This is a genomic window from Metabacillus lacus (assembly GCF_009674805.1).
GTDB lineage: Bacteria > Bacillota > Bacilli > Bacillales > Bacillaceae > Metabacillus_C > Metabacillus_C lacus.
Genome location: NZ_WKKI01000003.1, coordinates 139,716 through 158,449, shown reverse-complemented (window position 1 = coordinate 158,449; position 18,734 = coordinate 139,716). Strand labels below are relative to the sequence as shown.

Here is an 18,734-nt window from a genome sequence, read left to right as displayed (position 1 = left end):
ATTATTACTTATGGGTATGGTAAGAGGTACAAAAACTCTAGGGGGCTGACATGAAAAAAGATATTTTGAAAAATCCAGTATTTATTGTGTCAGCTGCGGTCATTGTGCTTTTGGTGCTGTTAGGGGCGGCTGCTCCTCAACAATTTGGTGTCGTAGCTGGCGAGTTGTTTGGTTTTACTACTGTGAATTTTGGCTGGTTTTACTTATTGGCGGTATTTATATTAATTATTTTCCTTGTAGGTCTTGCGGTAAGCAAGTATGGAGCAATCAGGCTTGGCGGAGAAAATGAGCGTCCTGAATTTCCATTTTTCACTTGGATAGGCATGCTGTTTTCGGCAGGGTTTGGAGCAGGATTGGTTTTCTGGGGAGTTGCAGAACCAATGAGCCACTTCTTCTCCACACCTTATTCAACGATAGAACCTGAAAGCCAGCAGGCAGCGCGGACAGCAATGGGCTATTCCTTCTTTCACTGGGGAGTCAGCCAGTGGTCTGTGTTCGCTATTGTCGGACTGGTAATCGGCTTTCTTCAATTTCGAAAAAATAAAAATGGGCTTGTATCGACTGCTCTTGAACCTGTAGTCGGAAAAAGACCCGTTGTCAAACATACAATAGATTCTCTTTCTGTGATTGCAACAGTTATGGGGATTGCAACTTCTCTTGGGCTCGGTGTTCTCCAAATGAACGGCGGCTTGAATGTTGTGTTTGGTACTGGTAACTCAATAGGTATTCAAATGCTGATTATTCTCGTTGTTTTTATTGCCTATATGATTTCATCTTCCACAGGGCTGACAAAGGGAATCCGTTATCTGAGCAACCTTAACCTGGGACTGGCGCTTGGATTGCTGCTTTTTGTCTTTGTTACAGGGCCGACGGTGTTTATTCTTGAAACGTTCACATTGGCTCTTGGGGATTACTTTACAAACTTTATTCAGTACAGCTTAAGGCTTCAGCCATACTCCGGTTCTTCATGGGTCAGGGACTGGACCATCTTTTATTGGGCATGGGCGATTGCCTGGTCGCCGTTCGTCGGTGCATTCGTAGCGCGTGTTTCCAGGGGGCGTACAATCCGGGAATATATTATGGGTGTTATGGTGATACCGCCGCTGATCGCTTGTATATGGATTGCCGCATTTGGCGGTACCGCGCTTTGGAATGACCTGAACCGCAATACAGGTATCGCAGAGGCGGTAAATGCAGATTTAACATCTGCCTTATTCCAGACATATCAGCATCTGCCTATGTCAGGACTGCTCTCCATCCTATCGATTTTGCTGATCTTTACCTTCCTGGTTACATCAGCAGATTCTGCAACCTATATCCTTTCGAGCATGACCAGCGGGGGCAGCATGCATCCGCCGCAGCTGGCTAAAATTGTCTGGGGTGTCCTCATGTCTGCAATTGCAGCAGTTCTACTGTATGCAGGCGGACTGGAAGCACTGCAGACAGCATCTTTGGTTGCAGCTCTGCCATTTACGCTGCTTCTTTTGCTGTTGACGATTGCCATCATTAAGCTGCTCGCCAAGGAACCTCTGCCAATCCGTAAAGCAGATTTAAGGCGTTTTCAGCGGCTTGAAAAAGCAGCGAACAAGGAGAAAACTGAATAAGGAACGCATGAAAGCCGGATTAGAGTCTGTTTTTGCAGCAGCTCTTTGTCCGGCTTTTACTTTTGAATGGGAAGAGACTGCATGCTGTATTTCAAGTTTCAATGAACTTCTAAAGGGGTATGGCAGGGAAGATACATATTCAGTATGGGAGTGAACATGCATGAGTGGAAAACCTGTGAATGAAAACAGTAAAAATGAACAGCTTGAACAGTACCGTACAGACGATACCGGCAAACATCTGACAACCAATCAAGGTGTAAAGGTTTCTGAAGATGAATTTTCGCTGAAAGCCGGCGTAAGAGGGCCTACCTTGATGGAAGATTTTCACTTTAGAGAAAAAATGACGCATTTTGACCATGAAAGAATTCCGGAACGAGTTGTGCATGCCAGAGGGTTTGCAGCACATGGCGAGTTTCAAGTGTATGAGTCCATGAAGGAATATACAAAAGCGAAGTTTCTCCAGGATCCTGCAGTAAAGACACCGGTATTTGTGCGCTTTTCCACGGTTGTCGGATCGCGGGGATCAGCGGAAACTGTACGCGATGCACGCGGTTTTGCCACCAAGTTTTATACAGAGGAAGGAAATTATGACCTCGTTGGCAACAACATTCCAGTTTTCTTTATACAGGATGCCATCAAATTTCCAGATCTTGTTCACTCCATAAAACCCGAGCCTCATAATGAAATGCCTCAGGCTTCAGCAGCTCACGACACTTTTTGGGATTTTGTAGCAAACAACCAGGAAACTGCTCATATGGTGATGTGGGCGATGTCCGACAGGGCCATTCCCAGAAGCTTAAGAATGATGGAGGGATTTGGTGTCCATGCCTTCAGATTTGTAAATGAAGAAGGAAAAGCAAGATTTGTGAAGTTCACCTGGAAGCCGCTTCTCGGTACTCACTCGCTTGTCTGGGATGAAGCTCAGAAAATAGCTGGAAAAGACCCTGATTTTCATAGAAGAGATTTGTGGGAAGCCATTGAGAACGGTGACTATCCGGAGTACGAGCTGGGTGTTCAGATCATAGAAGAGGAAGATGAATTTAACTTTGATTTTGATATATTAGACGCAACAAAGCTATGGCCTGAAGAAGAGATACCGTTGAAAATAATAGGGAAGATGACACTGAACCGAAATGTGGGGAATGTGTTTGCTGAAACAGAGCAAGTGGCCTTTCATCCTGGCCATGTTGTGCCGGGCATTGATTTCTCCAATGATCCGCTGCTTCAGGGCAGATTGTTTTCTTACACAGATACACAGTTGATCCGACTGGGCGGTCCTAATTTTCACGAGCTCCCGATTAACCGTCCTGTCTGCCCGTTTCATAATAACCAGCGTGACGGCTACAGCAGGCAGACTATCAATACGAGCCAGGTGGCTTATCATAGAAATTCGCTTGCAAATAATACACCAGCTCCGGCAAGCCCTGCTCAGGGCGGGTATCAGCATTATCAGGAAAAGGTAGAGGGAAGAAAAGTCAGGGCAAGAAGCGACAGCTTCAAGGATCACTTTTCCCAGGCTGCCCTGTTCTGGAACAGCATGAGTGAGCCTGAAAAGAAGCATATTATTGAAGCGTTCAGCTTTGAGCTTGGAAAGGTTATGAACGAATCAGTCCGACAGCAGGTTGTTGATATGTTCGCAAACGTAAATGTTGAGCTAGCAGCCGCATTTGCTCAAAATATTGGGGCAGTGCCTCCGACTTCCGGTGGAAGCGGGGTAACAAAATCCTCACCTGCTCTCAGTCAGGAAAATAAAGTGAAAAAACCTGAGACACGAAAAGTCGGGGTACTGATTGATAAGGACTTTTCAGCTGATGAAGTGCAGCAGGTATTGTCTGAGCTGAACAGCAAAGGAATTCAAACTGCGATTGTCAGCACGCAGCTCGGAAATGTCACGGCAGCTGACGGTACTGAACTACAAGTTGACTTTACGTTTTCAACAAGCCATGCTGTTCTGTTTGATGCCCTTTACGCGGTTGGAGGCAAAGGGGAAAACAAGCAATTTAAAACAGAAGCTTCTAACTTCGTAAATGAAGCCTTTATGCATTATAAGGCAATCGGTGCAACACAGGAAGGGAAAAAGCTCCTTGAAGATACTATGATTTTAAGCCCTGGTGTTGTGATTCAAGAGGATGGGTCATCTTTTGCAGAGAGTTTTATCGAAGCAATTACTGCACACAGACATTGGGACCGCCAAGTAGTGTAACCATTGAGAGCCGTTTCGGAAGTCCGTTTGATAGCGGATCTTACGGAACGGCTTTTTGGTTTTGAGGCTTTGCCAAAGTAAAAAAGGTAGGTTAGCAAAAATATGATAAGATGCAGGGTGATAGTAGGGATGTATGCAGGAGAATGGACTATCAACTGAGAGTGAATGCTTGAAATCTGCAAAAAGCGTAATAGAAAGACGCCTCTGCTTTTGGGCAGGGCGTCTTCTTTACTGTTTTTATCTCTCAAAGAGCTACGCTTTCTGTTCTGTTAAAGAAATAATTTCTGTAATGACTCCTACTGCTTTAACCATATTATCAACCGAGATAAACTCATATTTACCATGAAAGTTTTCGCCGCCTGTAAAAATGTTGGGAGTAGGCAGCCCCATATAGGAGAGCTGAGAGCCGTCTGTTCCGCCCCGGATGGGTTTCACGATCGGCTGAATACCGTGTTTCACCATTGCTTCATGGGCTATTTCCACAATCTCAATCACAGGTTCAATTTTTTCTTTCATGTTAAAATATTGATCCTGCATCTCTATCAAGATGGCTTCTTTTCCGTAAAGCTGCTGCATTTCATCTACGATGGATAACAGCGTCTGCTTTCTGTCTTGAAAGGCGTTCTTGTCAAAATCTCTGATAATATAGCTGAGCTTTGTTTGTTCCACATCTCCCTGAAAGGAGATAAGATGATAAAATCCCTCGTAGCCTTCCGTGTATTCCGGAGCTTCTGTTTCCGGCAGGCGGCTGTGAAGATCCATGGCAATTTTGGCAGAATGTATCATTTTATCCTTCGCTGTTCCGGGATGAACATTTGAGCCTTTAACAGTAATCTTGGCAGCGGCAGCATTAAAACTCTCATACTCCAGCTCACCGATTGGTCCGCCGTCTACTGTGTAGGCATAAGCAGCTTGAAAGCGGGCTACATCAAATCTATGAGGGCCTCTCCCAATTTCTTCATCCGGTGTAAACGCAACACGGACTTTTCCATGCTGTATGTCCGGATGCTGCAGCAGATAATTCATGGCCGTCATAATCTCCGTAATCCCTGCTTTATTGTCAGCGCCGAGCAGAGTAGTTCCATCTGTTGTAATCAGTGTATGTCCATGGTAGTTTTGGAGATTGGGAAAATCCTTCGGAGACAGTGTTACCTTCAGAGCTTCGTTCAATAAGATATCACCGCCGTTATAGTCTTTAACTATCTGCGGATTTACCCCCTTTCCAGTGAAATCTGTAGCAGTATCAATGTGAGCAAGAAAGCCAATCACCGGAACATCTTTTTCTGTATTGGATGGAAGGGAAGCCATTACATATCCATTCTCATCCATCTCCACTTCTTCCATTCCAATTGCCTTCAGCTCTTCAACCAGTACATGTGCCAATGTCAGCTGGCCGGGGGTGGAAGGGCAGGATGTGCTGTTTTCATCAGCCTGTGTGTCAATCTTGGCATAAGCTGTAAATCTCTCAAGTATCTCCTGTTTCATATCTGTTTCATCTCCCTCAAAGTATGTAAATAATTGTATCAAAAAAGCTGCAGAAAAAGAATTTCTGCAGCAGAAAAACTCTTAAGCCAGCAGCTGCCTGATCATTGTATTTGTCAGGTTTGGTGCGATCTCCAGTGAATATTTCAATTCCATTCTCTCATACTTTTTATGGGCATCTACACCGTATGGACCTACATTAATGACGGGCACATTAATGTCGCGGACTGCCTCATAGTCTACGAAATGTTTTGATCCCCAGCCTGGATTGTTGCGAATGACAGCCTGCAGGCCTGCATCATCATCGCTGATAGCCACAAAGCTCATATCAGAGATATAAGGGAAGAAATTGCGGGTGACAATGCTATGCTGATAATGGGGCTGGACAATATCAACAGCTGTATCCAACGCCTCCAGAAGCGCCTGTTCCTCTCTGTTTTTTTCTGTCAGCTCTATTCTCGGGGAATAGAGAGAAGAGTAAAACATAATGATAGCAGGGCTTTTATCCTTCATCCATTTCCATGCTTCTTCCACTGTTCTTGCTGCAAACATTCTGGTATCAAGAGAGGTATCAAGCAGCAAAGATTCTTTAAAAGCATTCATAGAGAGCTGGTAGGACTCCCCATGCTCCTGAACCAGCAGGCTGTCCATTTCCTCATAAGTCATGACCCTTGCCTGCCATGGGTGGTTCTGCAGCGGTTCTCCGCTTAAAGCCGAAAACTGCTTCGCCCGTTCCCTATAGATAGAAAGTGAGCGCTGAAAGGCAATAACAGCCTGCTCCCTCAGTTTTTCCATTGCTTCCTTAGGTGACCAGGAATGGATAAAGAAATTAAAATAAACATAAGAAGCCAGTGCCGTTTGGACAGTATAGCCAGGCTTCAGGTCGGTAAGCTTGAGAGAAACAGGAGGTACAGTGCTTTCCCCAAAAGCCTCATTGGACAATTCGGGGTTATAATTAATCTGTTTTGTCAGTTCTGCTGCGACAAAGTTCGGATCCAATCCTTCAAAGCATGATCCGACATGTGTTTCAGCTCCTGTAATGAAAAAGGAAGGAAGGAGCTTTCCAACCGTTCCTTTATAAATATACCGGTTGCTGTCTCCCTCAAAGCGAGGCGAAACAAAGTCTGCGTTAATGGCGCCAATGTAATGAAAACCCAGTTGTTCCTTCCAGTCTTTCAACGTATGCAGTGCAGACAAAATTCCGCGTGATCCGTCCTCTTCATCACATTCTGCCAGGAATACAAGGTTGCCATCCAGTTCTTCTGGATGTTCAGAATAATATTTTAGTAGATAGATATGGCTTGCAAGGCCGCTTTTCATATCCAAGATGCCCCTGCCAAAAAGCCATTCGCCGGAATTCAAATGCCGTTCAACATCCTCCGGCAAGCTTTCTTGTTTTAATGCCTCCATTAGTTCGTCAGGATGGCAGGCTTTGTCCTTCAACTGTGTATAATCTTCTATTCCAACCGTATCCATGTGGCCCATCAGGATTAAGGTTTTATTGCTGTTTCCCTTCTTTCCCTTTACATAGGCAAGGACGTTATGCCGCTCTACCTCATCTGCAAAAGTTTGTTCAATGACAAGCTGACTTTGATTCTCCTGAAAATATGGAAAGGCAGAAAGCTTGCCGTATATAAACTGGGCAATCATTTTTTCTCCGCCCGTATTCACAACACTTTCAACTGAAACGAGCTGTTTTGTTAACGCCATTATCTCATCACGGCAATTCAGCATGGGAAATCTCCTTTACTTTGTTAAAATGGTAACAGACTACAAAGATTATACAGTATTCCTTAAGGAGAAATAAATGAAGAAGTGAGAAAGAGCATCACTGCTTTGAGCGGCAGCGAAAAACATCAATGATAAAGGCTGCTAAAAAAACGGCCAATTCAGGATTAACTGAAATTCCTTAATATATAAGCGGAGGAATTCCGCCTATTTAAAAAAAACGACCAAATTGTACTGAAATAAACGGACGGTTTCCGCCTATGCACCTAAAAAACCTCAAGATGGAGAATTTTCAGCAGCTTAAGCGGAATTCATTCCCTTATATTCTCTAAAAAACCGCCTAATTTGGATTTAACCGGAATTCTTACGCTTATTTATTCTTTGTGAGGGTAAGGAGGCAGCTTGTGCTTGCTGTTCCGCTCAATAATGTGCTTCATTTGGCCTTATGAAGGACATTTCCGATGTTATTTAACGCAGTTTTGTCCTTCATCGCCTCTATGAAAGACATTTCTCTAGCTATTTAACGCAGTTTTGTCCTTCATCGCCTCTATGAAGGACATTTCTCTAGCTATTTAACGCAGTTTTGTCCTTCATCGGCCTTATGAAGGACATTTCCGATGTTATTTCACGCAGTTTTGTCCTTCATCGGCCTTATGAAGGACATTTTCGATGTTATTTCAGGCAGTTTTGTCCTTCATCGGCCTTATGAAGGACATTTCCGATACTATTTCACGCAGTTTTGTCCTTCATCGCCTCTATGAAGGACATTTCCGATACTATTTTACGCAGTTTTGTCCTTCATTGGCCCTATGAAGGACATTTTCGATACTATTTAACGCAGTTTTGTCCTTCATCGTCTCTATGAAGGACATTTTCGATGCTGTTCTACGCAGTTTTGTCCTTCATCGCCACCATGAAGGACATTTCCGATGTTATTTCACGCAGTTTTGTCCATCATCGGCCTTATGAAGGACATTTCTCTAGCTATTTAACGCAGTTTTGTCCATCATCGGCCTTATGAAGGACATTTCAGATGCTATTCCACTTAGTTTTGTCCTTCATCACCCCTGTGAAGGACATTTCCCTAGCTGTTCCACTCAGTTTTGTCCTTCATCGGCCCCGATAAAGGACATTTCCCCACTATCCATATATAAACGGAGGAATTCCGCCTATTCAAAAAAAAACGACCAAATTGGACTGAAATAAACGGAGGGTTTCCGCCTATGCAGCTACAAAACTATTAAATGAAGTATTTTCAGCAGCTTAAGCGGAATGCATTCCCTTATTTCCCCTAAAAAACAACCTATTTTGAATTTAACCGGAATTCTTCCACTTATTTTTCTTTGATAGGTAGAGTGGGGAGGTCCCTTGTAAGATCCACTATACATATATATCAATAGAGTTATAAAAAGAGCATGGAATTCAGTTGAGAATACCCATGCTCTTTGTTATATGCACTTTAAAAATGCCCGTCTTATTAACTGCTATGCTTCCTTTCGCGTACGAAGCTTATCAACAAGGATATACAGCGCCGGAACGATCAGCAGTGTAAGGATGGTCGAGAACAGCACGCCTGAAACGATACAAATGGCAAGCGGCTTAAAGAGCGGGTCGTCACTAGCTGCAACTGGCAGGAGAGCGGCAATGGCTGTAAAGGCCGTCAGAAGAATCGGGCGAATTCTTGCCCGGCCTGCTTCGATAACGGCTTCCGCCCGGCTCAAGCCTGCTCTCATGCGCTGCTCGATAAATTCAAACAAAACAACAGAGTTTCGCACAACAATTCCTGCGAGCGAGACGATTCCCATTGTGGCCATAAAGCTGAATGGTGTTTGAGTAACAAACAGACCGGCTACAGCACCGGCAACTGCCAGGTACACCGTTCCAAGGACGAGGAGCGGAAGCAGCAGAGAGTTAAACTGAAAGGCAATTGTGATATAAATGAGAACCATCACCACCAAAAACAGCAAGCTGATTTCTACAAAAAACTGTGTTTGATCTTCGTTTTCTCCGCCAAGGGTGAGCGTGTATCCTTCATTCACTGAATCCCTCATACTGTTGACGATGTTTTCCACATCATCTTTAAAGGTGTCTGACTCTCCGGGATATGCACGGACTGTGATGGTCCTGGTGCCGTTCTCCCGGGGAATGGTCTGATACTGTGCCACCGTTTCTTCATTCACTAATTCATTCATGCTGATTGTTTCGGGAACAGGCCCTTCTCCCTGAACGGGTACTTCAATTGAAGACAGCTGAATACCATTTTCATGTATGTCTTCATCCTGCTTGATGAGAAAATCAATATTCTCGCCATTTTCTTTAAATGTGCCCAAAGGAACACCGTTAGCTGCAAGCCGGATTGCATCACTCACCAGCTTGGACGTTACATTGTTCTCTGTCAGCTGTGTGCGATCAAGATTGTATTGTATAGAAGATACAGGATCTCCTACATCATCGGTAATCACTCCAGTGTCCACACTTGAGATTTGCTGTGTTAGTTCATTTTTCAGGGAATTCAGCTTTGTAAAATCATTTCCGCTGAGCTTCACTGTGACAGGAGCGCCTGCCGGAGGACCTTGAATAATGGTATTGAGAAAAATATCCGCATCGGGATGCTTTTCACGGATGTCGTTTGTATGATTTTCGATGAACCTTTCGCTGGAAACGGCTCCTGTGTCTATTCTGGCTACAATCTGCCCGGTATTTTCACCAGGATTATCAATTGTTTCACTGAACAAACGCGGAACACCGGTGCCTGTAAATACCGCTGTTTCCTCCGTTTCAGGAAAATTTAGTAAGTCTGATTCTATTTCTTCCAGAGCAGCATGTGTTTCTTCAAGAGAATAGCCGGTTGGCAATGTAACCGAAACCGTAATCTCTTTTTTATTGGCAGCAGGGAAGAATTCAAAAGGCACAAAAAATGCCTGGAAAAAGATCAGTGTTGTCAAAACAATTCCGCCAATGCCGATTAGAAGGGGCCGTTTGACGATTTTAGCAAGCAGCGTATCCGCATAGTAGTCCCCGAGCTTTTTGAGCGGCTTTCCGAGAAAGCCCGGTTCCTTGTCACTAATCCGTATTTTCTTCCTGTTCACAGAGTACTGATATACAGGAACAAGGGTCAGCGAAATAATCATACTGGCAACGATCGTCAGTATTAATACTGACGGCAGGGAACGGATGAACGAGCCGTTGGCACCTGAAAGCAAAACTAACGGGGAAAACGCGAACACAACAGCCAGAGTAGAAGTGACGATAGACCCCCATACCTCTTTGACGCCGTCACGGGTTGCCTGAAGAGCATTTCCGTTCCGCTGCAGTTTGTATTGCCGCAGAATATTATCGTTTACCACAATCGCATCATCAACAAGAATTCCCAGAGCAATAATCAGGCCGATGATTGATATCTGATTTAAGTCAACTCCCAGCCAGGGAAGCGGAATCGATCCAAGCGTGATGGAAAATGGAATGGCGAGCGATACGATAAAGGCTCCGCTCAGCGTCAAACCAAGAGTTGTGATGATAATAACAGCAATTACGGCTATCAGTGCTTCCCGGATTAAATCGTCAAAAATCAGATCTACATCTGCTTTTTGCGAATAATAATCCTGCAGCTCAATGCCGTCAGGAAGAGACAGATTTTCCTTAAGAGAAGAATCCACATCTTCAAATATGGATGGAATATCCAAGCCGGATTCTATATGCACAGTAAAGGAATAGGCTGGTTTTCCATTATATGTAACAATATCTTCCTGCTTTTTTTCCTCAATTGCGAATTCACCTAGATCACCAATTTCTACTGTGTTATTAGTAACGGGAGACAAAAGAGTCAGATTGGTTACCTCACTGATATCGGTAAAGTTATTCAGCGACAGGCGGACATTTGTCCCATCCTGAGCTGTTTCGCCTAGCGGAGTAGTTTTATATTCATTGTTGACAGCCTCTATGACTGCACCTGCATTCAGGCCGTTATCTGCCAATGATTCGCTGTCCAGCTTTAGGACGGCTTGTTTTTCTGAATAGCCCTTAATTGTAACAGTAGATACACCATTTAAATTCTCGATTTTTTGTTTCAGCTTCTCCATGTTTTCCTGATAATCAAGGAGAGTATCGAAAGAATCTGCTGTGAACATATAGGAAGCAACTGGGGCACCTCCCAATTCATCTTCAACCACAGGATCAAAAGCCTCCTCGGGCAGAGAAGAAGCCGCATCAGAAATTTTCTGCTTTACTTCGTCTGCAGTGCGCCTGAAATCAGCACCATCATTTATTTCAATAATGATGTTAGAGAACTCCTGTGTTGACACGGAATTGATATTTTCAATTCCTTTTGTTTGATCCAAGGCGTTTTCAAGTACATCAGTGATATCTGATTCTACAACAGCTGCTTCTGCACCTGGATAGACAGTTGATACGGTAACAATATTTGCTGTGAACTCCGGAATCTCCCGTTTTGGCAGCTGATAAAACAGGTAGCTTCCTACAAGAAAAATGACAAAGAAGAGGAGTACCATTAATCTTCCTCTTTTCAGAAAGCCCTCGAACATACAAATGTCCCCCTAAAGAATCTAATATGGTCAAATTTGACTATCTAAACTATATCATGAAGACCAAAAAAAAGTCCTCTCTCAACGTGCTCTGAAATGTAAAATTTTCATGTTGATTACATTTCCCAGCCTTTTTAACTGGAAAGTAAATGGGGATGATGAAGACCGGCTGCTAAAGCACCTGCGTTCTAACAAAAAGCAAAAGCTGCCGGGCATCGCCGGCAGCTGCAGTCACAAATTTTTTCAGGAAAAGTCCTGTTACATCATCGGCTTTGCTGGACCCTAACCGAGTGTGTGTCCACATTAGCCGTTGGCGAGAGATCAAGGCACTTGCCGTTGTGCTCCAGCACAGCTTTCAGGTTTGATATCTCCACATGGGTAAGTCCGGCTCCGACTGTGACCGTTACACCAGCTGACTTAAAAAAGGACGAGTCAACTATGCGGACGTTATCTGTCCTGTTGCCGCCTCCGTAAAGACGGATATCTGTTCCTGCTCTTTTGAAGTATCTCCCGATTACATTTTTTAAAGTGATATTTCTTGATCGATACTGCAGGGCAAAAACAGGATTTTTTTGATAGTCATAGAGCGGATCGCCGATGGCCAGAAAATGATTCACAACCACATTCCGATATGCAGACACAACCAGTGCCCTTGGAGAAGAATCCTTGTACAGACTTGTAAAAACAGGTTCAATGGCAACAAGTTGTGTGGCTCTGATATCGCAGGCTGTGAGAGATTCTGGATCCTCCTTTTGATGATGTCCAATGTGCCTGAAGTTGTAAGAGCGGTTATCATGCACAGATAAGTGTCCGATTATCTGCGTATTTGCTGCTGCGGAGGAATTGTGGTGCGCTTTGATTTCGACTCCTCCAAAGCATCTTGCAGTCGAGTTGTTCATCAGCACTACATGCCTGGAACCGTCGTCCACTTCAATTCCATTGCTGTTTGAAAAACCTTCCTTATGGGCGCGTCCGCTCGGGTCTGCCATATGTGAATTGGAAATAAAAATATAATCGCTGTGATGTGTGGTGATTCCGTCATCACCGAAGCCGCTTCCTGTCAGGTGGTTAAGCCAGATATATCTGCTTCCCCTTTTGGCGCGGAAACCGTCTCCAGAGTAATTATAAAGAGCCGACGATATATCAAAACAGTGCAAACCGGGGTTTACTGCTTCCACACTGTTTACCCAGCCGAATTGAACATTGGCATATGTAAGGCAGCTGGAATAATGTCCTCCCGCACTCGTAATCTCGATATCTTTCAGTCTTTCCACATTCCAGTTCAGCGTCATATGTTCCACAAGAATATGAGAGTTGCCTTTTACATGCTGGGAGTTGGTAATCAGCCTTGCGCTTCTTGATGCTTCATCATGAAGTTTTAAGATTGTTCTGCCTTTTCCCTGTCCGCGGAGCATGGAGTGTGAAGGCAGACGAATGCCTCTGGTGATAAACGTTCCTTCGGGAATGATTACTTTCACGTACCCGCCGTTCAGAGCTTCTTCAAAAGCCTTGGTACAGTCTGTGACACCGTCTCCAACAGCCCCGAAATCAGTGATATTCACTTCTTTTCGAATGCCGTTTGAAAGGGCTGTATATTCATTATCGAGCTTTTCTTTCCACATTGGAAAGCAGTCACCGTTTTTTCTCCACTTCAGTTCCGATTCGTCGAACGAATAACTTCCCGCTTTTTCTGCAAATAGAAATTCTTCAGCAGCATGTAACAGTCCGCTGAAAACTGCCCTTTTATGCTGTGCGTATGTCTTTTTACCGCCCTGTAACAGCGGGGGCTGTATTCGATGCTGAAAGAACAGCTCGTTGGTTTCCTGTACGGCTTCTTTCAGGCTTATTTTGTTGTTCCAGAGAGAAGCAAGCAGCTTGGCATTGCGTGCCGGATCGTGCCGGCTGTCCAGATAAATCATAAAGCAGCCTCCAGTCTTTTTGGTTACCTTATATTCCCTTTTGGGGAAAAACTAGTCATCTTAAGAAATTCTTAAGATTTATGCTGACCAGTTATTAAGATTTATCATTTATTCTTGTCTTGTGGCAAAAAACACCGTGGTATACTTCAGAAAGGAGAGTGAGAGAGTTGAATGAAGCCAATATACTTGTAGTTGATGATGATAAGGAAATCAGGGACGGTATTGAAATATATTTAAAAAATGAAGGAATGTCTGTGTTAAAAGCAAGTGACGGCATTGAAGCCATCGAGCTGCTGCAGCACCACCCTGTACATCTTATTATACTTGATGTGATGATGCCGCGGATGGACGGAATTACAGCTACTTTTAAAATTAGGGAGAAAAGAAACATTCCAATTATTATTCTCAGTGCGAAAAGTGAGAACTATGACAAGGTGCTGGGACTTCAGGTTGGAGCGGACGATTATGTGACCAAGCCATTTGATCCGCTTGAGCTCATTGCCAGGGTGAAATCCCAGCTGAGACGCTATGTGGCGCTCGGCACCTATGAGGGTTTGCAGAAGGTGCTGGATCTGAACGGATTAACATTGGACAGAGCTGCCAAGGAGGCTGCGGTAAACGGAGATCCTGTGAGGCTTACACCCATTGAATACAGAATGCTGGAGCTCCTCATGATGAATGCCGGCCGTGTGTTCTCCATTGATGAAATTTATGAACGTGTGTGGAAAGAGCCTGGCTTCAATGCGGAAAATACGGTAGCTGTCCATATTAGAAAGATTAGAGAAAAGATTGAAATAGATCCGAAAAATCCAAGGTATTTGAAGGTGGTATGGGGAATTGGATACAAAATTGAAAAATAGGCTGCTGCTCGGAAGCTGGATTTTTCTCCTGGTACTGGGGACAACCGGGATTGTAACTGCAATAAAGGATTTCGGCCGTTACGCTGAAGTTGATTATTTTGCTTCAGAAGACTTCCATATGCACCTATCGGAATACAAGGAGTATCTCAGCCTGTACGAGCTGGATACCGTTACAGAAGAACAAGCAAAAAAGAACATAGTTGTGACAGATGAAGAAATTATGGAGTACCGCTATCGACACGGTGATCTGCAGCAGCAGGTAAATTCTATACACGATCAGTATGAATCTCGGATCCTGGATGCTTTACAAGCTGAAAACAAAGAGATTGAGAGTTTCCTGAAAGAAGAAAGAGATAAAAAAATACAGGACATCACTGAGAATTTTAAAAGCGACGAATATGTGAAAGAAAAGATTGTCCAGGAAAAAGAAGTGCAGTTGAGTCAAAGCTTTCAGCAACTTAACGAACAGAAGCAGAGATACTCTCATTTAAAAAATGCTTTCATCTACTATTTGGTGAATACAGAAACAGGAGAGGCATTTACCAATCTGAAAAATGCAGATAACAGAGCTTCGGCCAATCAAATATTCAACAGCAAGGAAATACTGTATTCAGAAACATACACCGGAGACAGAAGAGAGGGCAGCTACTATACTTCTGAAGCAGCTTTTTATATCAATAATGGAGAATGGGCAGCTGCTGAAATTCCATACAGCAGAAATGGCTCCTACGAAGGAAACATCGGCGTTCATATGTCGTCAGCGGAAAATACTGTACTGGAAGACGGTATGAAGAATTATCAGCAGGAGAGAATGCTGTATCTTATCTTCTCTGCTATAGGGCTTCTTTCCGCAGCTGCTGCATACTTTCTTTTCAAAAAATCAGGGCTCAAGAATCTGTACTCCTTGAAAAAGTGGGACCGCACCTACAGCCGTCTGCCTATTGATGCTGCGGTCATATTGCTGCTGTTTTCTGTCTTCATGGCTTTCATTCAGATTGCGGATGGAACGCCGTACAGACCAGACTGGTATTGGAGCACGATAGTAAGAGAAGGGCTGCTGACAGCCTTCTTTCTCAGTGCAGGCGCAGCTCAGGTTGTTTTACTCCGCAGACGAATGACAGATATTGATGGGACGAAAGAATGGAGAAATTCTTTCCTGAAGAGGGGCAGTGAAACAATCAGAGAGGCATTTGCCAATCTTTCACTTGGAATAAAGGCCGGTATGCTGCTGATCATTATGTTCCTTTCAGGTCTGGGCCTGGCAGGAGTATTCCTCCAGCCTGTTCTGATTCTTGTGTATGCACCGCTGTTTGTGATTGTCACACTCCCTGCACTTTTTCTGATGCTGAAAAATCTGGGCAGATTTAATAGAATTTCTGCTGCTGCAACTCAATTGGCAGCGGGAAGCTATAGCGGGGATGTCACTGTAAAAGGAAAATCTGCCTTGGCAGAGCTGGCACAAAACTTGAATACGTTAAAGCAGGAATTAAAGCTTTCACACAAGGAGCAGGCAAAAAGCGAGCGGTTGAAAACGGAATTGATTACAAATGTCAGCCATGATCTCCGCACGCCTCTTACATCAATTATTACGTACACCGAACTGCTCAAATCGCAAGGACTGGATGCTGAAGAACATGGTGTATATGTTGAAATTATTGACCGAAAGTCTAAAAGACTAAAGGTGCTGATTGATGATTTATTTGAAGCTAGCAAAATGGCGAGCGGGAGCATTGCTTTAACAAAGGAAAAGGTAGATCTTTCACAGCTGCTTCAGCAGGCACTTGGAGAATACAATGAAGCCATTGAATCATCAACCCTGCAATTCAGAGTAATAGATCCTGACCCGCCGGTTTATGCAGAAGTGGACGGCCAGAAGATGTGGAGAGTATTTGATAACCTGATCTCCAATATATTGAAATATTCTCTGGAGCACACAAGGGTATATATTTCTCTTAAAAATGAAGGTGATCAGGCTCTTGTCATTTTTAAGAATGTTTCGAAATATGAGCTCAGTGAAAATACAGACGAATTTTTTGAAAGATTTAAAAGAGGAGACACATCGCGCAACACAGAAGGATCAGGTCTCGGGCTTGCCATTGCGAAATCGATTGTAGATCTTCATCAGGGCAGCATGGATATTGAAATTGACGGCGATCTGTTTAAAGTAACAGTCGCTCTGAAATAGGCGGAAAAGAAAAACGCTCCGGAACGCAAATCCGGAGCGCTTTTTAATTTGGTTTTTTCTGAAAGTACTGCAGCAATGCTTCAGACTTTGGATAAAAGTATTGGACAACGAAACCAAGAGAAAAGGTTACGAGGATTGTCCCTATTCCAATCGGTCCGCGAAACAGAAATGCCAGCAGCAGGGCAAAGCTCTCGCTCATAATTCTGGACGTTCGGAGAGACAGGCCGAACCGCTGCTGAATGGCGACCATCAGCGTATCCATCGGGCTCGCCGGAAACTTAGCCTGCAGATAAACAGAAACTCCAATACCTACTGCAAGAATTCCTGCAAGCAGCCATAGATATTGAACGGCGGTATTGGCTGGAACCAGGTTTGGCAAAGCAATGAGCAGCCAGAAATCAATCAAAAGCCCAATGAGAAAAATAGATCCTGCTGCCAATAGCTCGGGCTTTTTTTTCATGAGCAGGCTGTTTAGGAATATCAAAATCATACCGTTAATAAAGACAAACGTTCCAACAGTCAGCTGAAATGTTTCTGACTGGCCGACAGCGAGGGCATCCCAGGCCGAAGCGCCCAGCCCCGCTTTTATAATGAGGGATACGCCCATCGTTAATATCAATAAGCCGATTGTATAAAACAGTGTTCTTACCTTCATAGTCGTCCTCTTTTCACATGTTATGTCCATAATATCCGTTCAAAGGACAGAACTTTATTTTATGCTAAAACAAGCTTGAAAATCAAGGTCAAATGAGCCCGCTGCTTATCACCCTCTCTCTTCTTATCTTTTCTCCCATAGCTATATAGAATTCAACAAGGCTATAATAGGAATAATTCAATAAAGCGGGTGAAAGTAATGGAATGGACAGGAGAGCGACTGATTCCTGAAATGTTAAAGCCAACAAACGGGATGCTGCTTGAGCATGTGGCGCGCTATTATTTTGCCACTCCCTATGCTGGGGAAAGAGTGTTGGATATAGCATGCGGAACAGGCTATGGCAGCCATATGGTGGCAAAGCACTGTAAAAGAGAAATAAAGGAACTGATTGGAGTAGACATAGATCCGGAAGCAGTCACATATGCAAACCGGCAGTATCATCATCAAAAAATCACCTTTTTGGAAGGCAACGCCATGGATCCCCAGCTGCCCGAAAGGCTTGGGCAGTTTGATACAATATTATGCTTTGAAACGATTGAACATGTTGAGGATGACAGGCTTGTTCTCGAAAATTTGTACAAAATGCTGAAGCCGGGGGGGACGCTCGTGATTTCGACTCCGTTTGGGAGAGGAAGAGGGATACCTACGAACGAGCCCTATCATATACATCAATTAACGCGGGACGAATTTAACGAGCTGCTTTCTGAACAGTTTGGGGATATAGAAATGTACTATCAGAGAGGGCCAACATTCGAAAAGCCGCGTGAGGACGTGCGCTACTTCATCGGAGTGGGTGTTTGCAGAAAAAACAAGGTTGAAAATTGTAATGAGGATTGACAAATATTTGAGCCTGACAGGATCCATATCAAGAAGAACTGCTAAAAGGCTGCTGGAAGAAGGCAGAGTTACAGCAGGTGGAAAAGTATGTTCACTGAATACGGAGATTGATCCTGAAGACGAGGTGCTTGTGGACGGCCTAGTTCCGGAAAGGAAAAAACGGGACTACTACTATGCATTTCATAAGCCCCCGGGAATCGTTTGTACTTCAGCGCAGGATGTAGAAGGAAACATCATAGATTATTTGAATCTGCCCCAGCGGGTGTTTCCTGTCGGCCGGCTGGATAAAGCATCTCAGGGGCTGATTCTTCTAACCAATGATGGAGACATTGTGAATAGAATTTTAAAATCGGAATACGGGCATGAAAAGGAATATCTCGTTAGGACTGACAGAGAGTTTGACGATTTTTTTCTGCAGGAACTGTCAATAGGAGTGGATATACTGAATACAAGGACAAAGCCGTGCAAGGTATTTCGGGAAGGGGAAAGAGAATTCAGAATCATTTTGACACAGGGACTGAACCGGCAAATCAGGAGAATGTGCAAAGAATTTGGGTACAATGTCATAAGTCTTGAAAGAATCCGAATTATGCATATTAACCTTGGCAATCTTGGGGAAGGCAGCATCAGGGAACTGACAAAGGACGAAATAGACATGCTGAAAAAGAAGTAGAAAATCTATATATGGGAAGGAGACAGGTCTTTTTTGTCGTATTTATA

The 18,734-nt window shown here is 43.9% G+C and carries 11 protein-coding genes; 6 read left to right on the top strand and 5 right to left on the bottom strand.

Annotation, left to right across the window (positions count from 1 at the left end):
* Positions 1–50 precede the first annotated feature (50 nt).
* Together GJU40_RS03375 and GJU40_RS03365 are read left to right on the top strand one after the other, a co-directional pair.
* On the top strand, positions 51–1,604 hold the full coding sequence (locus GJU40_RS03375; protein WP_154306336.1) for a BCCT family transporter: 1,554 nt from the start codon (positions 51–53) through the stop codon (positions 1,602–1,604).
* A gap of 160 nt (positions 1,605–1,764) precedes the next feature.
* Positions 1,765–3,807 carry a catalase gene (locus GJU40_RS03365; protein WP_154306334.1) on the top strand — a complete coding sequence of 681 codons (2,043 nt, stop codon included), beginning with the start codon at positions 1,765–1,767 and terminating at the stop codon, positions 3,805–3,807.
* Between the two features lie 252 nt (positions 3,808–4,059).
* Here the strand turns inward: GJU40_RS03365 and pepT are convergent, their stop codons facing one another.
* From pepT to GJU40_RS03345, 4 genes are all read right to left on the bottom strand, one after another.
* Entirely contained in the window at positions 4,060–5,292 is a 1,233-nt protein-coding gene (gene pepT / locus GJU40_RS03360; protein ID WP_154306333.1) for a peptidase T, read from the bottom strand.
* A gap of 81 nt (positions 5,293–5,373) precedes the next feature.
* On the bottom strand, positions 5,374–7,023 hold the full coding sequence (locus GJU40_RS03355) for a M20/M25/M40 family metallo-hydrolase (RefSeq protein WP_154306332.1): 1,650 nt from the start codon (positions 7,021–7,023) through the stop codon (positions 5,374–5,376).
* A gap of 1,478 nt (positions 7,024–8,501) precedes the next feature.
* Complete coding sequence (locus tag GJU40_RS03350) at positions 8,502–11,558, bottom strand: efflux RND transporter permease subunit (protein WP_154306331.1); 3,057 nt, start codon at positions 11,556–11,558, stop codon at positions 8,502–8,504.
* 263 nt (positions 11,559–11,821) lie between these two features.
* Positions 11,822–13,477 (bottom strand): glycosyl hydrolase family 28-related protein, encoded by a 1,656-nt coding sequence (locus GJU40_RS03345; protein WP_246188258.1) that lies wholly within the window; start codon positions 13,475–13,477, stop codon positions 11,822–11,824.
* Positions 13,478–13,644: 167 nt separating this feature from the next.
* Between GJU40_RS03345 and GJU40_RS03340 the strand changes: the two genes are divergently transcribed.
* Complete coding sequence (locus GJU40_RS03340) at positions 13,645–14,337, top strand: response regulator transcription factor (RefSeq protein ID WP_154306330.1); 693 nt, start codon at positions 13,645–13,647, stop codon at positions 14,335–14,337.
* A complete protein-coding gene (locus tag GJU40_RS03335) occupies positions 14,315–16,522 on the top strand; it encodes a sensor histidine kinase (protein ID WP_154306329.1) in 2,208 nt (735 codons plus the stop codon). Before GJU40_RS03340 ends, GJU40_RS03335 begins: the two co-directional genes overlap by 23 nt.
* A 43-nt stretch (positions 16,523–16,565) precedes the next feature.
* Here GJU40_RS03335 and GJU40_RS03330 read toward each other — a convergent pair whose 3' ends face one another.
* Positions 16,566–17,177, bottom strand: coding sequence for a YczE/YyaS/YitT family protein (locus GJU40_RS03330; protein WP_154306328.1), 612 nt, complete (start codon positions 17,175–17,177; stop codon positions 16,566–16,568).
* Between the two features lie 198 nt (positions 17,178–17,375).
* On the opposite strand from GJU40_RS03330, the gene GJU40_RS03325 reads away from it, so the two are divergent.
* Positions 17,376–18,014 (top strand): class I SAM-dependent methyltransferase, encoded by a 639-nt coding sequence (locus tag GJU40_RS03325; protein WP_154306327.1) that lies wholly within the window; start codon positions 17,376–17,378, stop codon positions 18,012–18,014.
* Entirely contained in the window at positions 18,004–18,687 is a 684-nt protein-coding gene (locus GJU40_RS03320) for a pseudouridine synthase (RefSeq protein ID WP_154306326.1), read from the top strand. The genes GJU40_RS03325 and GJU40_RS03320 overlap by 11 nt, the downstream gene beginning before the upstream one ends.
* Positions 18,688–18,734: the final 47 nt, after the last annotated feature.